Source organism: Streptomyces peucetius, from assembly GCF_025854275.1.
GTDB classification, from domain to species: Bacteria; Actinomycetota; Actinomycetes; order Streptomycetales; family Streptomycetaceae; genus Streptomyces; species Streptomyces peucetius_A.
In genome coordinates this window covers 2,657,901-2,676,536 of sequence record NZ_CP107567.1, presented here as the reverse complement: position 1 = coordinate 2,676,536, position 18,636 = coordinate 2,657,901, and the positions used below count along the sequence as shown (strand labels likewise).

Annotated in this window: 13 protein-coding genes; 6 read left to right on the top strand and 7 right to left on the bottom strand. The window is 73.3% G+C overall.

The window, feature by feature from the left end:
- Positions 1–28: 28 nt before the first annotated feature.
- The 5 genes from OGH68_RS12220 (at position 29) to OGH68_RS12200 (ending at position 5,183) form a co-directional block, all read left to right on the top strand.
- Positions 29–472, top strand: coding sequence for a single-stranded DNA-binding protein (locus OGH68_RS12220; RefSeq protein ID WP_264243411.1), 444 nt, complete (start codon positions 29–31; stop codon positions 470–472).
- Positions 473–804: 332 nt separating this feature from the next.
- Positions 805–2,142: an LAETG motif-containing sortase-dependent surface protein gene (locus tag OGH68_RS12215; RefSeq protein ID WP_264250042.1), complete on the top strand. Its 1,338-nt coding sequence runs from the start codon at positions 805–807 to the stop codon at positions 2,140–2,142.
- Positions 2,143–2,368: 226 nt separating this feature from the next.
- Positions 2,369–4,033 carry an energy-dependent translational throttle protein EttA gene (gene ettA / locus OGH68_RS12210; protein ID WP_264243410.1) on the top strand — a complete coding sequence of 555 codons (1,665 nt, stop codon included), beginning with the start codon at positions 2,369–2,371 and terminating at the stop codon, positions 4,031–4,033.
- Between the two features lie 8 nt (positions 4,034–4,041).
- On the top strand, positions 4,042–4,491 hold the full coding sequence (locus tag OGH68_RS12205; protein ID WP_264243409.1) for an acyl-CoA thioesterase: 450 nt from the start codon (positions 4,042–4,044) through the stop codon (positions 4,489–4,491).
- An 8-nt stretch (positions 4,492–4,499) separates the two neighbouring features.
- Positions 4,500–5,183 carry a hypothetical protein gene (locus OGH68_RS12200; RefSeq protein ID WP_264250041.1) on the top strand — a complete coding sequence of 228 codons (684 nt, stop codon included), beginning with the start codon at positions 4,500–4,502 and terminating at the stop codon, positions 5,181–5,183.
- A gap of 216 nt (positions 5,184–5,399) precedes the next feature.
- Here OGH68_RS12200 and OGH68_RS12195 read toward each other — a convergent pair whose 3' ends face one another.
- From OGH68_RS12195 to OGH68_RS12180, 4 genes are all read right to left on the bottom strand, one after another.
- The gene (locus tag OGH68_RS12195) at positions 5,400–6,347 is read right to left on the bottom strand and encodes an ABC transporter ATP-binding protein (RefSeq protein ID WP_264243408.1); all 948 of its coding nucleotides are present in this window, start codon (positions 6,345–6,347) and stop codon (positions 5,400–5,402) included.
- The gene (locus OGH68_RS12190; protein WP_264243406.1) at positions 6,344–9,139 is read right to left on the bottom strand and encodes an ABC transporter permease; all 2,796 of its coding nucleotides are present in this window, start codon (positions 9,137–9,139) and stop codon (positions 6,344–6,346) included. Before OGH68_RS12190 ends, OGH68_RS12195 begins: the two co-directional genes overlap by 4 nt.
- Position 9,140: 1 nt before the next feature.
- On the bottom strand, positions 9,141–12,500 hold the full coding sequence (locus OGH68_RS12185; RefSeq protein WP_264243405.1) for an ABC transporter permease: 3,360 nt from the start codon (positions 12,498–12,500) through the stop codon (positions 9,141–9,143).
- A gap of 191 nt (positions 12,501–12,691) precedes the next feature.
- Complete coding sequence (locus OGH68_RS12180) at positions 12,692–13,096, bottom strand: globin (protein WP_264243404.1); 405 nt, start codon at positions 13,094–13,096, stop codon at positions 12,692–12,694.
- 107 nt (positions 13,097–13,203) lie between these two features.
- Between OGH68_RS12180 and OGH68_RS12175 the strand changes: the two genes are divergently transcribed.
- Complete coding sequence (locus OGH68_RS12175; protein ID WP_264243403.1) at positions 13,204–14,190, top strand: methyltransferase domain-containing protein; 987 nt, start codon at positions 13,204–13,206, stop codon at positions 14,188–14,190.
- 67 nt (positions 14,191–14,257) lie between these two features.
- On the opposite strand, the gene OGH68_RS12170 is transcribed toward OGH68_RS12175, so the two are convergent.
- The 3 genes from OGH68_RS12170 to OGH68_RS12160 all read right to left on the bottom strand — a co-directional run bounded on the left by OGH68_RS12170 (position 14,258) and on the right by OGH68_RS12160 (position 18,635).
- Positions 14,258–15,487, bottom strand: coding sequence for an FHA domain-containing protein (locus OGH68_RS12170; RefSeq protein WP_264243402.1), 1,230 nt, complete (start codon positions 15,485–15,487; stop codon positions 14,258–14,260).
- A 61-nt stretch (positions 15,488–15,548) separates the two neighbouring features.
- Positions 15,549–16,907, bottom strand: a complete 1,359-nt coding sequence (locus OGH68_RS12165) for a vWA domain-containing protein (protein WP_264243401.1) — start codon at positions 16,905–16,907, stop codon at positions 15,549–15,551.
- A 162-nt stretch (positions 16,908–17,069) separates the two neighbouring features.
- Positions 17,070–18,635 carry a PP2C family serine/threonine-protein phosphatase gene (locus OGH68_RS12160; protein ID WP_264243400.1) on the bottom strand — a complete coding sequence of 522 codons (1,566 nt, stop codon included), beginning with the start codon at positions 18,633–18,635 and terminating at the stop codon, positions 17,070–17,072.
- Between the last annotated feature and the right edge of the window lies 1 nt (position 18,636).

Below are 18,636 nucleotides of genomic sequence, written 5' to 3'. Positions count from 1 at the left end.
CACGCAGCCGGACGGGGAGGTGACCGTCATGAACGACACCATGGTGACGGTGGTGGGGAATGTCGCCACGAATGTGGAGTACCGGGAAACGGCCACGGGAGGGATGGCGCGATTCCGTTTCGCGGTGCCGTCGCGACGCTGGGACCGCCGGAGCGGTAACTGGACCGACGGGCCGACGAGCTTCTACACGGTCTTCGCCTGGCGTTCGCTCGCGCAGAATCTCACCGGTTCCGTCTCAGTGGGGGAACCACTTCTCGTGCACGGCCGGTTGAAGGTGCGTGAGGAGGAAACGGACGGCAGACGGCGGACGTTCGTGGACATCGACGCACTAGCGGTGGGACACGACCTCACGCGCGGGACCTCGGCGTTCCGGCGGGTGGCCAGGAACCGGCCGAACGCGCCGGAGCGGGGTTCACCGGCCGACGGCGATGGGGTGGGGGCGCCTCGTGAGCCCGTAGGGGCCGCCCATTGAGGGGAGTTGGGCAGAGCCGGGTGATTCCGCCGCCGGCCGGGAACGGGTGTGAAAGCGGCGATCGGGGGTGAACCGACCGGTCGGGATAACGATTCTGAGTCGGAATGGTTATCTGACGGCATGACCGGGGATCGGGGTGCGCGCCGTCCATAGGATTCCCGAGTACTCACGGGGCACTTGAGTCTGCTGGCGAGGCACTTCCCCCACGCGTCACACGCGAAAGGTCTCGCCCGGAGGGGAATTCTGCTGTGTTTGCTGTGTTCTCTGCGTCTGCCGTACGCCGGCGGCGCACCGCACGACGTCTCACCGCGGTGGCGGTGGCATCCGGTCTGATGGCCGCCGGCGCCGTAGCCGGTGCCGGTGCGGCCGTCGCCGACGATGCCGTCCAGCACCAGGGCGGTGCGCTTGCCACGCTCGACGGGTTGCAGACGTATGACCAGGCGGTACTGCACACCAACGGCAAGGACCAGGAGATCCTCGCGGGTCTCTTCGAAATGACGGTCGACGGTGGCGGTCAGCTGCAGACCTACTGCATCGACATCCACAACCCGACCCAGGACCAGGCCAAGTATGTGGAGACGTCCTGGGACCAGACGTCACTGAACAAGAACCAGGACGCGGGCAAGATCCGCTGGATCCTGCAGAACTCCTACCCTCAGGTCAACGATCTCGCGGCCCTGGCCGAGAGCGCGGACCTCGACGGACCGCTGACGGACAAGACCGCGGCCGCGGGAACGCAGGTGGCGATCTGGCGCTTCTCCGACAAGGCGGACGTGACCGCGTCCGACCCGGCGGCGGAGCAGCTCGCCGACTGGCTCGAGAAGTCCGCCAAGGACCTCGGCGAGCCCAAGGCGTCGCTGAGCCTCGAGCCGAACGCCGTCTCCGGCAAGCCGGGCAGCCGGCTGGGCCCGGTGACCGTCCGCACCGACGCCGGTCAGGTCACGGTGACCCCGCCGGCCGACGCGGCGGCGAGCGGCGTCAAGGTCACGGACAAGGCCGGGAAGCCGGTCGCCTCCGCGGCCGACGGCACCGAGCTGTACTTCGACGTCCCTGAGGACGCCGCGGACGGGACGGCCGAACTCAGCGTCCAGGCGACCATGTCCGTGCCGGTGGGACGGGCCTTCGCCAGCGCCACCAAGAGCCAGACGCAGATCCTCGCCGGATCCAGCGAGTCCACGGTCTCCGCGAAGGCCACGGCGACCTGGGCGAAGGCGGGAGCCATCCCGTCCCTGTCGGCGAAGAAGAACTGCGCCAAGGGCGGCGTGGACATCACGGCAGGCAACAAGGGCGACGAGCCGTTCACCTTCTCGCTGGCCGGTTACGAGCACACCATCGAGGCCGGGGAGTCCCGGACCGTGACGGTGCCGGTCGCCGAGGACCAGGCCTACGACTTCACGATCACCGGGCCGGGCGGCTTCAAGAAGAACTTCAAGGGTGTACTCGACTGCAAGACGGCGAGCGCGCCCGCGCAGCCGGGCACCGAGACCCCCTCTTCGCAGCCGAGCCCCGCTTCGGCGGGCGGCACCTCCGCGGGCCTCGAGGGCGACCTCGCCGAGACGGGCGGCTCCAGCGCCACCCCGATGATCGCGGGCATCGCGATAGCGCTGGTGCTGGCGGGCGGCGGCGCGGTCTTCTTCCTCCGTAAGAAGAAGGCGACCGCCGGCGAGTGACAGCCCTGCTGCGCACAGTGACAGCAGTATGAGGAGAGGGCCCGGCACGGGGACGTGCCGGGCTCTTTTCCGTGCCCGGGGAGGGACCACGGGCGTCCACGCGTCCCGCAGCCGGGGCCGTACCGGAGGCGGGCACCGACGGGCAGCGGGCGCGGTTTCCGTCCGGGGGGCGGCGTACGGCAAGATGGGTGTATCTGCCCACCCACTTCCTGCCGGACGGTTTCTCTTGGCTGAGTACATCTACACGATGCGCAAGACGCGCAAGGCGCACGGCGACAAGGTCATCCTCGATGACGTGACGCTGAGCTTCCTGCCCGGTGCGAAGATCGGTGTGGTCGGCCCCAACGGCGCCGGTAAGTCCACCGTGCTGAAGATCATGGCCGGACTGGAGCAGCCCTCCAACGGCGACGCGTTCCTGACGCCCGGCTTCAGCGTCGGCATCCTCATGCAGGAGCCGAAGCTGGACGAGTCGAAGACCGTGCTGGAGAACGTCCAGGACGGCGCCGCCGAAATCATGGGCAAGCTCAAGCGCTTCAACGAGGTCGCGGAGCTCATGGCGACCGACTACTCGGACGCGCTCATGGAAGAGATGGGCAAGCTCCAGGAGGACCTGGACCACGCGGGCGCGTGGGACCTCGACGCCCAGCTCGAGCAGGCCATGGACGCCCTGGGCTGCCCGCCCGGCGACTGGCCGGTCGTCAACCTCTCCGGTGGCGAGAAGCGCCGCGTCGCGCTCTGCAAGCTGCTGATCGAGGCCCCCGACCTGCTCCTCCTCGACGAGCCCACCAACCACCTCGACGCCGAGTCGGTGAACTGGCTGGAGCAGCACCTGTCGAAGTATGCGGGCGCCGTCGTCGCCGTCACTCACGACCGGTACTTCCTGAACAACGTCGCCGAGTGGATCCTCGAGCTGGACCGCGGCCGCGCGCTCCCCTACGAGGGCAACTACTCCACGTACCTCGACAAGAAGGCCGCCCGCCTCAAGGTCGAGGGCCGCAAGGACGAGAAGCGCGCCAAGCGCCTCAAGGAAGAGCTGGAGTGGGTCCGCTCCAACGCCAAGGGCCGCCAGTCCAAGTCCAAGGCGCGTCTCGCCCGGTACGAGGAGATGGCCGCCGAGGCGGACAAGATGCGGAAGCTGGACTTCGAGGAGATCCAGATCCCGCCGGGCCCGCGTCTGGGCTCGGTCGTCGTCGAGGTCGAGAACCTGAGCAAGGCCTTCGGCGACAAGGTCCTCGTCGACGACCTGTCCTTCACGCTGCCCCGCAACGGCATCGTCGGCATCATCGGCCCGAACGGCGCGGGCAAGACCACGCTGTTCAAGATGATCCAGGGCCTGGAGGAGCCGGACTCCGGCAAGATCAAGATCGGTGACACGGTCAAGATCTCCTACGTCGACCAGAGCCGCGCCAACATCGACCCCAAGAAGACGCTCTGGGCCGTCGTGTCGGACGAGCTGGACTACATCAACGTCGGCCAGGTCGAGATGCCGTCCCGCGCCTACGTCTCCGCGTTCGGCTTCAAGGGCCCGGACCAGCAGAAGCCGGCCGGTGTCCTCTCCGGCGGTGAGCGCAACCGCCTCAACCTCGCCCTGACGCTCAAGGAGGGCGGCAACCTGCTGCTCCTCGACGAGCCCACCAACGACCTCGACGTCGAGACGCTGTCCTCGCTGGAGAACGCGCTGCTCGAGTTCCCCGGCGCGGCCGTGGTCATCTCCCACGACCGCTGGTTCCTCGACCGGGTCGCCACGCACATCCTGGCGTACGAGGGCGACTCCAAGTGGTACTGGTTCGAGGGCAACTTCGAGTCGTACGAGAAGAACAAGGTCGACCGTCTCGGCCCGGACGCGGCCCGCCCGCACCGCGCCACGTACAAGAAGCTCACCCGGGGCTGATGCCGCGCATGGCCCGTCACATCTACCACTGCCCGCTCCGCTGGTCGGACATGGACGCCTTCGGGCACGTCAACAACGTCGTCTTCCTGCGTTATCTGGAAGAGGCGCGGATCGACTTCATGTTCCGGCTGGCGCCGGGGGACGGCTCGCCGTCGTTCTCCGGCGGCTCCGTGGTCGCCCGGCACGAGATCGACTACGTGCGGCCGCTGGTCCACCGGCACGAGCCGGTGATCATCGAGTCGTGGGTGACGAAGATCAACGCCGCGTCCCTGACCATCGCGTACGAGGTCAAGGAAGCGGACGATCCCACGAAGGTGTACGTGCGGGCCTCGACCGTCGTCGTGCCGTTCGACCTCGAGGCGCAGCGTCCCCGGCGGATCACCGCCGAGGAGAAGTCCTTCCTCGAGAAGTACCTCGACGACGCGGGCAAGGCCGCCGAGGGCGCCCTCGTCGCATGAGCGCACCCATGTCCGTACCCGTGCAGAGTCTGCGGCTCGCCGACGAGAGGGAGGCGGAGGACCTCTCCGCCTTCCTCGCCCGGCTGATCCACTACGACCGCGCCGCCGCGGTCAGGCTGCAGGCGGGCGGAGGTGCGCTCGCGGTCTTCGGGCGGCCGCCGTCGTTCGAGGTGCTCGCCATCCGCACGGCACGGCTCGCGGAGCCGGTCCACCTCGACGTGACCGTCTCCGCCGGCGAACTGCTGGAGTCGCTCGGCGGTGCGGAGTTCGCCGTACCGGCTGCCGTCACCGGCCCGCCGTGGGCGGGCGTCCTGCCGCCGCGCGGCGGCTGGCGGGAACTGCCCGGGCTGCCGGACGTGGCCACGATGCGGGGCGCGCTCGCGGCGGCCGTCGCCGAGTTCCGCGGGCGGGACGAGGCGCTCCCCGCGGAGCGGCGCACACGTGCCGAACGCGACCGGATCGGCCGCGAGATCTGGTCGCGCACGGTCGCCGGGACGGGCCTGCCGTTGCGTGCCGTGCACGCGGCGCAGTCGCTCGGGTTCCTCCGGCCGGGTGTGCCGGTGGAGCTGCTGTCGACGGGCGCGTGGCTGAGACTGCGCACGCCTTTCGGGTCGGTCGCGGTCCGTACGGGCGGGATCGGCGGCCTTCCCCTCACCCCGACGGGGCCCTTGGGCGGGCGGCACACCGGGTAACGCGTCGCGGGCGTGGCCCGGTTCCGTTTCGGGGGCGTCCGCCGGGCTCGGCCCGGTCCGTTTGCCCGGCGGCCGAGGCCGCTCCGGGGCGTCTCCGGGACCGGCCGTCCTCACCGCGCTTCGCGCGAGGTGCGACGCTTACGCCCTGGACACCCCCTGCGCGTCCCCCTGCCCAGTGGCGGCCGTTTCGCTCCCGCCGGCGGGCCCGGGGGCGTTTCAGTCGTCAGGTCCGTCGTCCGGCCGGACGACGATGTGGTCCTGTTCGAGCTCCAGCATCACGCGGTGTTCCATGCCCAGCGCCGCCGTGTAGTCGGCGGGCAGCTGGAGTCGCCCGGCCCGGTCCAGCATCGCGTACTCGCGGGCCACCACCGACTCCTGGCCCTCGGCGTCGACCTCGGTGCGCCGCAGTACCTCGGAGGAGGTGCGGCCGTCGCGGATGGCGACCGTGCGGCGGACCTCGCCGGCGACCGCCTGGTCGTGGGTGACGATCACGATGGTCGTGCCGAGTTCCTCGTTGGCGCGGCGGAAGGCGGCGAAGACCTGCTCGCCGGTCGCCGAGTCCAGTTCACCCGTCGGCTCGTCGGCGAGCAGTACCGCCGGGGAGTTGGCGAGGGCGACGGCGATGGCGGTGCGCTGCTGCTGGCCGCCGGACATCTGGTGGGGGCGCCGGCCCTCGCAGTCGGCGACGCCGAGCATGGAGAGCAGCTCCTGCACGCGCTCGGCCTTGCGCCTGCGGCTGACGCCGCCGCGCAACTGCATGGGCAGCGCGACGTTCTGTGCGGCTGTCAGGTACGGCAGCAGGTTGCGGGCGGTCTGCTGCCAGACGAAGCCGACGACCTCGCGGCGGTAACGCAGCCGCGCCTTGGCGTCCATGGCGAGCAGGTCGCACCCGGCGACCCTGGCGGCGCCCGCCGAGGGGACGTCCAGGCCGGCCAGGATGTTCATCAGGGTCGACTTGCCGCTGCCGGACGCGCCGACGAGGGCCATCAGTTCGCCGTCCTTGACGAGGAGGTCGAGGCCCTGCAGGGCCTGCACCTCGACCCCGTCGGAGGCGAAGATCCGCACGAGACGGTCGCAGGTGATCAGCGCGTCGTGCCCGTAGGAGGGCCGGTCGCGGTGGGCAGCGGCGCGTTTCTCCAGTTGCTCCAGGGTGGTGTCGGTCATCGCGTGTCTCCTGCCCTGAGTTCGGTGATCGATCCGCGGCGCCCCGCCCACCAGGCCTGTACGGCGACGACGGCTCCCGCGAGCAGCACCACGGCGGCCGCGGGGACCGCCAGGGACCACGGGTCGGCCCGCAGCGACGCGCTGTCCACGGGCGCGAGGTCGGGAGCGGCCGCCAGCGCGAGGCGCACCAGGTCCACTCCGGGTGCGAGGAGCTGGATCGTGGCCCAGCCGACGAACACGCCGCCCCCCGCGGCGAGCAGCGCCTGCGGGAGCGCTTCGAGGCCGAGCAGCTGCCCGCCCTGCCGCGTGGTGAGGCCCATGGTGCGCAGTCGGGCCAGGAGGGTGGCGCGTTCCGGGGCGGCCTGCATGAGCGACAGCAGCAGGGCGAGTACGGCGTAGCCCGCACCGGCGGCGATGGCGGCCACGTAGATCCGCTCGGCGCCGGACTGCAGCGGCGAGTCGGTGAAGGCCGCCCGCGCCTCGTCGCGCAGCCGTACGGTGAGGTCGTCGTCCATGCCGTGGACGGCCGCACGCAGGGCCTTGCCGTCGATGCCGGAGCCCGTGGCCAGCAGCGCGGTCGGTGCCCGGTGGGTGAGCCGTGAGCCGTCGACGACGAGGAACTCACGGGACGACACGGCCGGGGTCCGGGACCGTACGGCGGCGACCCTCACGGTGAAGGCACCGGCGATCGAGTCGATCCGGTGGGTCTTTTTGCCGAGCTGTTCCGCGACACCGGGTGAGGCGACGGCGTGCAGAACGGGCCCGCTCCCGGAATCGTCGCCCGGTGCGGTTCTGAGCGCGTCCGCCGGGAAGCCCCCGAGCCCCGAGTCACGAGCCAGCCGGGCGTATGCGCCGGGGTCGGCGCCGACGAGGGAGACGGCGAGCGGGTCGGACCGGTCCGCCTGGTCCCGGGCGGGCAGCGTCAGCGCGTGCTCGATCTGCACGGCCGTCACGTCCCGTACGCCGGGCACGCCGGCCACGGCCCGTTCCGCGCCCTCCGGCAGCGCCACCGCGTCGCCGGGGCCGAAGACTCGGGCGTCGGCGCCCGTCGCCAGCAGCGCCGCCCGGTCCCGCGCGTCGGCGACGCCCGCCAGGACCGAACCGCCGAACGCGGCGGTGGTGAGCGCGACCAGCAGGGCCAGCAGTGGCAGGGCGCCGGCGGCGGACGCGCGCCCGGTGCGGGCGAGTGAGAGGAATCCGACCGCGCCGCGCAGCCGGCCGACCGGCCGCGCGGCCCAGCGCAGCGGCAGCGGATAGAGCCGTACGAGGACGAGTGCGGCGATCAGGCCCACCAGCACGGGCGCGGCGCTGACGAGATGGTCGGCGCCGTCGGAGGTGCCGCGCCGCCGCAGTGCCACGACCGCGCCGACTGCCAGCACCAGCAGCGTGAGTTCGGCGACCGTGCGGCGCCTGGACGGCCGGGCGAGCACGACGTCGTCGCGGTCTCCGGGCACATGGGGGCTGCGGTGCTGCGTCACCGCGCGCACCGGCAGCGTGGCACAGGCCATGACCGCGACGGCGCCCGCTCCGGCCACGGCGGGCCAGAGTCTCGCGTCGTCGTCGACGACGAGGACCGCGAGAAGCAGCCCGGTCGCCGCGGCGGGCAGGGCGACGACGGCGGTCTCGGCGAGCAGCCGGCCGCCGATGCCGCGCAACGAGCCGCCGCGGGAGCGCAGCAGGGCCAGCTCTGCCCGGCGCCGGGCAGCGAACAGCCCGCCCGTCATCGCCATCACGACGGCGGCGACGGTGCCGATCCCGAAGGCGGCGACGGCGACGACCGGCGTGATGGCGTCGCGCATCGTCGTGTAGGAGGCGAGGATGCCGTCCAAGTCGGTGGCGAGCGAGGCGTTCTCGTCGACGGCGCCCTTGATCCCGAGCAGCCCCGGGCCGCCTTCGAGGGACGCGATCCGGTCGGTGAGCGCGGGCACGTCGTGGGTGGTGAGGTGACCGGCGACCGGGGCGAAGCGCCAGTACGGCTGGGGTTCGCCGAGGGTGCCGAGCAGCGCAGGAGCGGCCTCGGGGGCGATCAGCAGGGACGCGTTCCAGTAGACCACCGGAGGGCTGATCCCGGGGGCCACGAGAAGCCTCGGGGTACGCAGCCCCGGCTCGGCGGACCAGTAACTAGCCTGCGGATCGGACGGTTCCACGATGCCGGTGATCCGAACGGACAGCACCGGGGCCTGCCCGAGACGCAGTACGGAGCCTCTCTTGATGCCCAGAGTCTTCGCGGTCTCCGCGGTGACCGCGGCCTCCAGTTCCTTGGTGGCGGAGGTGACACGGCCGTCCGTCTTCGGCAGCCGGCCCTCCCGCACGGCGGAGTGGGTCGCCAGGTCGCTCTGCGCCACGAGTGAGAACTCCGGCGAGGCGCCCTGTGGGCGCGGCAGCCAGGGGTCCAGCCCTTCCAGGGGCTTGGCGGTCTCCACGCCGTACGCGGACTGCGCGGCGTCCACGCGCAGCGGCTCCGGCAGCAGTCCGGTGACGACTCGGTGGACGTTGGCGAGGCGCTTGGGGCGAAGCGACTTTTCCCGCGCGGGCTCCGGCATTTGGAGCGGTGGCTGCGGTGTGGTCACCTCCAGCACGCTGCGGGACGGCGAGGCGTCGGTCAGGTCGTATCGCAGGCCGTGGTTCTCGTACGCGTCGACGGCGCGGGGGAACCCGGCCGCGAGGAAGGCGGTGAGCAGGACGAGCACACCGAACGCGACGGCGGCCGCGGGCGCCGTGCGCAGCCGGGTCCTGACCCACGGGGCCACCGTGCGGGCGTGCCTGTCGGTGCGGCTGGAGCGCGGATTCATGTCAGTTTTCCCCCCGGTGGCGCAGAGTCACCGCGGGGTCCGCGCGACGCAGGGCGATGACGGCGACGATCAGAAGCGGCAGCGCGGCGACACCCGCGAGAAGCAGACCCACCTGGTCCACGGGCAGTTCGATCAGCACATGCGGTACGGGCCGGGTGGCCTGCCCGGTGAGGACGATCAGCGGCACCACGGCCCGGGTCAGTACGGCGCCCAGGGCGATGCCCACCATCAGCGCGATGGCGATCAGCAGACTCTGCTCCGCCGCGACCAGCCGGGCGAGCTGGCGGCGCGGTGCTCCCAGGGCGCGCAGTACGGCGAGTTCGGCGGACCGTTCCCGCAGCGAAGCGGCCGCGCTGACGGCGAAGCCGACCGCGGCGAGCGCCGCCGCGGCCAGCGCCACCGCCATCAGCGCGGAGCGGGGCCCCGCGCCGAGCGGATCGCCGAGCAGTTCGTCCGCGGCCTCGTCGCGCACGAGGACCTGACCCGGGTCGGCGTCGGGGCGCCCGCGCAGGGCCTGCGCGACCTCTTCGGCCCGGCCCGGGTCGGTGCTCAGCCACCATTCCGTGGGCCTGAGCGACGAACCTCCCCGGGCGGCGATCACGGTGTTGACCGTGGGCAGGTCCAGGAGGAGCGCGCCGCCGTCGGCGTTCTGCCGGTCGGTTGCGGCTCCTTCGCCGTCCGCGGGCACTGCCGCGGCGGTGGCACCCGGCCCGGTCGTCGGCAGGGCTCGCGCGGTCCCGACGATCTCGACCCTCAGCGTCTCGCCCGTCAGCGTCACATCGATGACGTCGCCGCGCTTCGCTCCCGACGCGCGCAGGAACTCGTCCGTGGCGACGGCCGGGATCTGCCGGGGCGGGGCGGGGCGGGCTGCGGTGACGACGACGCTGAAGTCCGAGCGGACGTAATCGCCCCACGCGTTGACCGCCATGGGGTCCGGGCCGATGCCGTAACGGAGGTCCAGCGGCCGGGAGCCGGAGGCGGCGGGGCGGAGCGGCTCCGGAGTCTGCGGTTCACCGGCCCTGAGCTCGGTGTAGCCGGCCTGCCAGCGCGGGGGACCCGGTGCCGGGACGGTACGGGCGGTCCCGTCGGCGCCGGTGGTGCGCAGCCGCTCGATGGTCAGGCGGTGCGTCGCGGCGGGGCCGTCCGGGATCTCGCCGTCGAGACGCAGTCCGGTCAGGGACCGCGGGCCGGCGGGTGCGGTGTGTCCTGTGGAGGAGGACTCGTCGAGGGTGACGGTCACCGGATGGACGCGGCCGTCGGCGGCCACCTTCCCGGCGGACATCCGGTACGCCAGGCCGTAGCGGTCCTCGACGATGACGGTGACCTGCGGTGCGAGCCCGGAGGGGGCCTTCTCGTCGGCGATCCGCAGGTCGAGGGTGAGGCGGCGGGCGTCGTCGGGCAGCAGCACACCGGGGCGGGCCTTCTTCACGGCGGTGTCCGTGCCGAGCAGCGAGCCGGGCGGCTCGTCCGTGAGGTCGTCCCTCAGCAGGAGTTGCTCGTCGGCGCGTGCGGTGTCGAGCGCGAGCACGGTCGCGGTCCGGTTGCCGGAGAGCCCCAGGTCGGCGCGGTGGGCGGGGGCGGCTTGCCGTACGCCGGGGACGGACGCGTACAGGCCGGTGTCTCCTGGCCGGCCGGCACCGCTGTCCGTGACCCGCACCGACGCGCCGGCCCTGAAGTCGGCCTGGTCGCTCTGCGACCGGTCCCAGGAGGCGCTCTGCCCGATCGCGAGCATGCCCATGGCCACCGCGAGCACCAGCAGCAGCACCGGGCCGGCGCCGCGCAGCGGCCGGCGGCTGAACTGCCAGCCCGCGAGGGCGGCGGGCAGCCCCCGGCCGCCGGCGGCGCGGCGTTCGGCGAGCCGGGCGGCGGGCGGCAGCAGACGCAGCGTCAGGACCGTGCCGGCCAGCAGCGCCAGGGCGGGCGCGGCGACCAGCAGCGGGTCGATGCCCAGGTCGCCCTCGCGGTCGCCGCTGATGGCCCCGCCGCCGGCGGCACCGGTCTGCCGGTCCAACTGCCAGTAGGCGACGGCGGCGACGGCGAGCAGCCCCACGTCGGCACCGGCACGTACCGACGCGGGCAGCGTGCCGCCACGGCCGCGCCGCAGCCGCAGCGCGCCCGACGTCGCGGCCAGCGCCGGGGCCACGACGGCTGCCGCGCAGCACACCGCGACCCCCGCGGCCACCAGCCACACCTGCGCCGTCGGCGCCTCACCCAGCCGCAGACCGCTCCTGGCGAGCGTCGAGTGCTCGGCGAGCAGACGGGTCAACGGCCCCGACAGCAGAGGCGCGCAGAGCGCCGCCGGGAGGGCGAGCAGCAGCGCCTCGACGGCGGCGAGGGAGACGATGCGCCGGCGTGACGCGCCGCGGGCGCGCAGCAGGTCCGTCTCGCCGGCCCGTTCCGTACTGAGGAGCCGCGCCACCAGCAGCAGCGCGTACGCGGCGAGCAGCACCAGCTGCACGGCGACGATCAGCAGGGTGGACCGGGCGACCAGCAGCGCCCGCTCGCTCTGGGCGAGCACAGTGGGCAGCGAGGTGTGCACGGTCACGCCGCCGGCGAAGGCCGGGTCCTTGCCGAGGGCCTTCGGGCCGCCGGCCGCCGAGGCGCGCAGGGCGCCGACACGGTCGGTGGTGACGGTGCCGAAGTCGGCGGTGGCCAGCCACGCCGAGCTGCCGGCGGCCACCCGGCCGGAGGCGAGGACCGAGGGGTGGGCGAGGAGCGGGCCGTACGTGGTGAAGACGACCGTCCGCACGCCACGACCGCCGAGGCTGTCGAGCTGCCAGTACGGATGGGTGGTGTCCACGGGCCGGTAGAGGCCGGTCAGACGGACGGTGATCGGCTTGTCGGAGAGCCGGTCGGTGAGGGTGAGACGGGCGCCGGGCTCCAGGCCCAGCTGCTGTGCGGCGCTCTCCGGCAGCGCGACCGGCACCGCACCGGCGGTGGCAGGGCCCGGCCGGGTACCGGACACCATCGCGATCCGGGTCTCGTCGAGAGCGGCGAAGTGGGTGAGGTCGGGCTTGCCCTTGCGGGCCTCCGGGTCCTGCAGGGTGCGCGGCAGGGCGTACGGCCCTGAGCGTTCGAGGCTGCGGACCGTCACGGGCAGCCCGCCGAAGGACCGTTCGGCTCCTCGGACGACGGCGTCCTCCGCCGCGTCGCGGCGCTCCTCCGGGACCTGGGCGGTGACCGTGAGCGCGGCGGCGGCCGCGTCCCGGCCGTTCAGGGTGTGCCGCAGCGCGGCGTCCCCGACGGAACCGGAGAACGCGGCGAGCGAGGCGAGCACGCACGTGGTGAGGAGCACGGCGAGAAGGGCCGCGGCGAGCAGCAGCCGGTGCGCTCTGACGCGCAGTAGTACGAACCCCGTCACCCGTCCCCCACCCGGACCCCGGGCGTCCCCCGACGCCCCACTGTCCCCGGATGCTTTCAGAGCACACCCGTTCGTGGAAACCGCTTGCGGCTCGACCTTGACCCGATCGTGACCGTTATCCGGCGACGGATTCCCGCATTCCGCGGCGTTTGCCGCGCCGATGGGGGCTGAGGCGTGTCAGTCGGGTGTTGTCAGTCCGGTGTGTTCACCATCGAGGCGGCGGCATACGTGAGGTAGTCCCACAGCTGCCGCTCGTGCTCCTCGGCGAGACCCAGCTCGTCCAGTGCCGTGCGCATGTGCCGCAGCCAGGCGTCGTGGGCGGCACGGTCGACGGTGAAGGGACCGTGGCGCATCCGGAGCCGGGGGTGCCCACGGCGGTCGCTGTAGGTGCGCGGACCGCCCCAGTACTGCATCAGGAAGAGCACGAGCCGCTCCTCGGCCGGGCCCAGGTCCTCCTCCGGGTACATCGGCCGCAGCAGCGGGTCCTCCGCGACGCCCTCGTAGAAGCGGTGGACGAGGCGCCGGAAGGTCTCCTCGCCGCCGACCTGCTCGTAGAAGGTCTGCTCCTGAAGCGTCCCGCGCGGAATCTCATTCACGCCCCCATGCTCTCAGACACACCGGCCGAGGACGGAGGGCCTAGGACTCCCCGTCCGGCACGGCACGGTGGCTCGCTTCCGGGACGACCGGGCGGGAAAGTGGACATATGGGCCAGGTCGTGGATCGCTTCGCCGAGCCGGCCGCCGAGGCGCGGCGGTCGATGGTGCGCGAGATCGTGGCCGGGGGAGGGCTGACCGATCCGGCCTGGCGGGCGGCGTTCGAGGAGGTGCCGCGGCATCTGTTCGTGCCGTACTACTTCACCGTCCGGGCCGGCGCGTACGAGCGCCTGTGGTGCGAGGACCCCGACCCCGGGCGCCGTGCCCGCTGGCTGCGCGGTGCGTACTCGGACGAGCCGCTGGCCACACGGCTGCGCGACGGCGATCTCGTCTCCTCCAGCAGTCAGCCCTCCCTCATGGCCCTGATGCTGGACGCGCTCGAGGTCACCGGCGGGGACCGTGTCCTCGAGATCGGCGCGGGCACCGGCTACAACGCGGCGCTGCTGGCGCACCGGCTCGGCGACGAGGCCGTCACCACCGTCGATCTGGACCCCGACATCACCGAGTCCGCCCGTGTGCACCTGGCGGCCGCCGGCCACCACCCCGCCGTGGTCACCGGCGACGGGGCGCGCGGCTGCCTGGAGCGCGCCCCCTTCGACTGCGTCATCGCGACGTGCACCCTGACGTCGGTGCCGTCCGCGTGGCCCGCCCAGTGCGACGACGGCGCGCGGATCGTCGCGCCCCTGTCCACCGGGATCATCGTCCTGCGGGTCGGCCACGGCGCGGGCGGCCGCGTCGCCGAGGGACGCTTCCTGCGGACGTCGGCGTACTTCGTGCCGCTGCGCGGCGCGGCTCCGCCCGAGCAGGCGAGGACCGGGGGCCTGCCCCGGCGCGCGATCGAGAACGACCTCTTCCGCTTCCTTCTGAGCCTGACCGCGGGCTCACTCGACCCGCGCGAGGCGCTCGCCCTGTGGGAGCGGGAACACCGCCCCGAGCGCGACCGCTTCGGGGTCACGGTGAGCGGTGAACACCAGTGGGCATGGCTGGACGATCCCGAGGGGCCCTACGTCTGGCCCCTCGGGTCGTCCGGCGGCTGAACGCGCGCGCCGCGCGCCGCGTATCCATGGTTGTCGGCAGCAGGATGGCCGCCGCCGCGGCCGGCAGTCAGCCGCGGCGGACGGTGATCGTCGTCCAGGCGCCGACGTGCACCCGGTCGCCGTCGTTCAACGGGACGGGGACATACGGCTGGATCGGCTCCTCGGCGCCGTTGAGCGTGGTGCCGTTGGTCGAGTTCTGGTCGACGACGGCCCATGATCCGTCGGGCTGCTGCACGAGCACCGCGTGCTGGTGCGAGACACCCGGGTCCTCCGGAGGCACCGACAGGTCGATGTCGGGGGACTGGCCCGTCGACTGGCGGCGGCGTCCGATGGTGATCTGTCCCCCGGTGAGCGGCAGATGCTGCTCGGGAGAGTAGGCGGGCAGGTTCAGCCCGGTGGCCTCGGGGCCGCTGCGCTGCATCATCGCCATGAAGTACTCGCGGTCCGGCCCGATCACGGCCGACCAGCCCGCCGGCGCGGCGCCGGGCCGGGGTGCCGGCGGCTGACCGGGGTGCGTGCCCTGCGTGCCCGCGCCCTGCTGCTGCGGGAACGGCGGCGGGCCCTGGTTTCCCTGCGGTCCCTGATGGCCCTGCGGCCCCGGCGGGGGTGGGGGCGACTGGGGACGGGAGGGAGGGGGCAGCATCCAGTCGTCGCCGCCACCTGTCTGCTGGGGCCGCGACGGCGCGGGCGGCGCGGGCGGCTGGAACGCCGGCGGGGCCGGAGGTCCGGGCTGCTGCTGGAACGGGGACGGTGGAGGCGGCGGGCCGCCCTGCGGCTGGAACGCCCCGGGCTGCTGCTGGTGGTGATCGCCCGGCCGGTCCTGTCCCAGCGGCTCCGCGGGCCGGTTCATCTGCGAGGGCCGCGAGCCCTGGTAGTCGAAAGGATCACGCTGCTGCTGCTGCTGCTGCTGCTGCTGCTGCGGAGGCGGCGGGGGGCCCTGCTGCGCCGGCGGAGCGGGCGGACCCGGCTGCGACTGGAAGCCCGGCGGGAGGTTAAGCCCGCCCTGCGGCTGGGGCGGCGCCACCGGCGTGTACGACGTCGCGGTGTGCGTGAGGAAGTTGTACCGGCACTCCTCGCAGAACGGGGCCATGGCCTCGCGCGGCGTGCGGCACTGCGGGCAGAGCTCCGTCTGGGCCGTCGGTCCCGGATCGGCCGGGCCGGGATAGCCGTACCCGGGCGGCGGTGGCGGGGGCGGCGGTACGGCACCCGAGGGAGCGCCGGGAGGAGCCATGCGGTGGCCGCAGACCTCGCACCAGTCGTCGGAACCCGACTGGTGTCCGTTCGGGCAGGTCGGCATGTCGGCGCTTCCCCCTCTCCTCGTCCGGCCCGAGGGCCGCTCACTACGTGTTCGTGCGTGGTTATTTCTTGACGCGAACGGTCTTGGTGGAGCGCGTTTCGAGAGTCATCTTGTCCGCGTCCGCGACCTTCGCCTTCAGTCGCACAGTACCCGTCGCCGCATCGACGACGTCCACCACCTTCGAAAGCAGTTTCGCAGTGTCCTCGTTTCCGGAACGCGCCGCCAGCTGCACCGCGCGGCCCAGTTTCGCGGTCGCCCCGCCGAGATCACCGGACTTCCGGGCCTCGAGACCCTGCTGGATCATCCGGGCCAGCTCCGCCTGGCCCGTGTAGTGCGCCACCTGCGGATTGATCGAGGTCGAGGCGGCCGCGTCGTTCGTCCACACCGCCCGTACGAGCCCCTGCGACAGGACCTCGGGAGCGCCGCCGTCAGCGGCGGGGACGATCAGCGAGACCCTCGCCGCCAGCATCTCCTGACCGATTCCGGCCTGCGGCACGTGCACACATATGTGGTAGTCCCGGGACTCGTCGCCCCAGGAGCCGGTCGGATAGTCGCCGGCGCGCGGGCCGGCCTCCGTGCGCCGCCCAGTCAGGTCCTCGACGGTCGGCGCCACCTGCTTGACGAAGGCGATGTCCACACCGACCGGTGTCCACAGCCGCAGCGAGACATCCGCGACCTCCTTGCCCATCGCGTTCTCCATCATCCGCGTGAAGTCGGCGGAGAGGCCGCCCGGATCGGCGACGATGTCGGCCGTGCCGAGGAGCGCCGAGGCGATGCCTGTGACTTCTTTCACCTCCCAGTCGGTGCCGACCCCGCGCGCGTCACAGGTGAAACGGCCCGCGCACGCGTCGAGGGCGGCCCGCAGTTCCTCGGGCGACTCGTGCTCGTTGCGCCCGTCGGTGAGCAGGATGCCGTGCCGGATCGCCAGGTCGGCGGAGGACAGCAGCCGGTCGGCCAGGCGCAGCCAGGTGCCGATCGCGGTGCCGCCGCCGGCCGTGAGCGACCGCAGCGCTTCCTTGGCGCCGGCACGGGTGGCGGGGTCCGCGACGGCGAGCCGGCCGCCGCCCGGGTACACCTCGAGCGCCTTGTGCGTGCCGGCGACCACGGCGAAGGCGACCCCGTCCCGCAGGGTGTCGACCGCCGCGGCTGTCGCCTCCCGGGCGTTGCGCAGCTTCGTCGGCGGGTAGTCCATCGAGCCGGAGCAGTCGACCATGATCACCACGCCGGCGGACGGTCCCCGGTCCGGCGCGGTGGCGTGCGGCGCCGGCGCTTCCCGCAGCGGCACCCCGCCGGTCGTGCCGCCGCCGGTCGAGGTGACCGTGACGATCGCGTTGACCTCGCGGCCGCCCTCCGGGAGGTATTCGTTCTGGTACACCTCGACCGAAAACTGCGGTACCTGGGACTTGGAGAAAACGGCCATCCGATCGGCTCCTTGTGACTCCGCCCGGGCAGCGGGAGACGGCTGCGCGGGCGGGGCTGGCAGGGTGGGCGGGGCTGGCAGGGTTGGCGGAGTGGGCGGGGCGGGTGCTGGACGAGGCGGCCGGGCCGGACGGAGCGGCCGACGGCCGGCGGAGCAGCCGGGTCAGGCCATGTCGTAGGCCGATCCTGCCCCTTGCGGCGCCACGGCGAACGGCAGCACCGCCACTGTCACGTTGTCGTGGCCGCCACCGTCGAGGGCGTGACCGACCAGCATCTGCGCGCTGTGCAAGGGCCGTTCGGACGCGTCCGCCGGGATGGCCCGAGCCATCTCCTCCGCCGCCTCCGCGTAGTTCCACAGCCCGTCCGTGCAGACCACGACCACGCCGGAGCGGTCCGGCTTGAACGCGGCGGTGTGCGGTTCCAGTTCGTACGCGTCGGCACCGAGCCAGCCCGTGATCGCGTGGGCCCGCTCGTCCGCGTACGCCTCGGCCTCGTTCATCAGGCCGGCCGCGACCATCTGCGCCGCCCACGAGTCGTCCTCGGTCAGCCGCGCCGGCGGGCCGGAACGGTCGTCGGGGACCCAGTAGGCGCGGCTGTCGCCGACCCAGCCGACGATCAGCAGCCCGCCGGCCGCCACCGCACCGACGATCGTGCAGGCGGGCGCGTTCTGGTGCCGGTGGGGTTCGTCGCCGGGGCCGTGTTCCGGCTCCTCCGCCAGGGCGTTGACCGCCTCGGAGGCGGCGACGATCGCCTCGTGCATGGCCTGCTGCGGGTGCGTGCCGCGGGGCAGCACCTCCAGCAGCAGCTCGTTGGCGGCGCTCGCCGCGGCGGCCGACGCCTCGTCGGGGCGGGTCGCCGACGACACTCCGTCGCAGACCACGGCGACAACGGCGGGTGAGCCGTCCGGCAGGGCGGTGGACGAGACGGCGAACGCGTCCTCGTTGCGGTGGTGGCGCAGGCCCCGGTCGCTGACCGCGGCGACCGGACCGAGCTCCTCCTCCATGTGGTCGCGTTCACGGGGCTGGGCGTGGCCGCAGTTCTCGCAGTAGCCGTCGGTGTCGACCCGGCCGGCCCGGCAGGCCACGCAGAGCTTGGCCGCGGTCGGCGCGGCGGCGGGCCCGGTGGCAGCCGCCGTACGCGGGTCGGCGGGAGCCGAGGCGGGGGCCGGGGCAGGAGCGGGAGCGGCGGTGGGGGCGGGCGCGGGAGCGGCGAGCTCGAAGTCACCGGAGGGCAGGGTGTCGAACCGTACGGCCGAGGCGGGCGGGTGGCCCCCGCCGGGGCTGTCGGGAGCGGCCGCGCCGTCGCCCGCGGTCATGCTCTCGTCGGCACGCTCATGGCCGCCGTGGCCCACCGGGCCCGGGGCCTGTCCCTGCGCCGGGATCGGTTCGGCGTCGCTTCCGCCGGGGCGGGGGCGCTCGTGACCGGCGTGACCGGCGGAGGCCGTCCCGGCGAGTGGCCCGGTGGGCGGGAGCAGGTCTTCGCCGTCGGAATCCGTGCCGGGCACGTCGGCGGCGCGCTGCGTCGGGGTGGGGGTGCCCATCGTGTCGGTGCCGGTGGCCGTCGGCCATTCGACCGGGGTGCCGATGGCCACGGTGGGGCGGTCCAGCGCCGCGGCGGGCACGGCCGACAGGTCGTACCCGCACGCCCCGCAGAACCGGTCACCGGGCTCCAGAGGTTCGTCGCAGCCGGGGCAGGTCGATCCGGCAGCCGGCTGGTGCTGTTGCGCCATC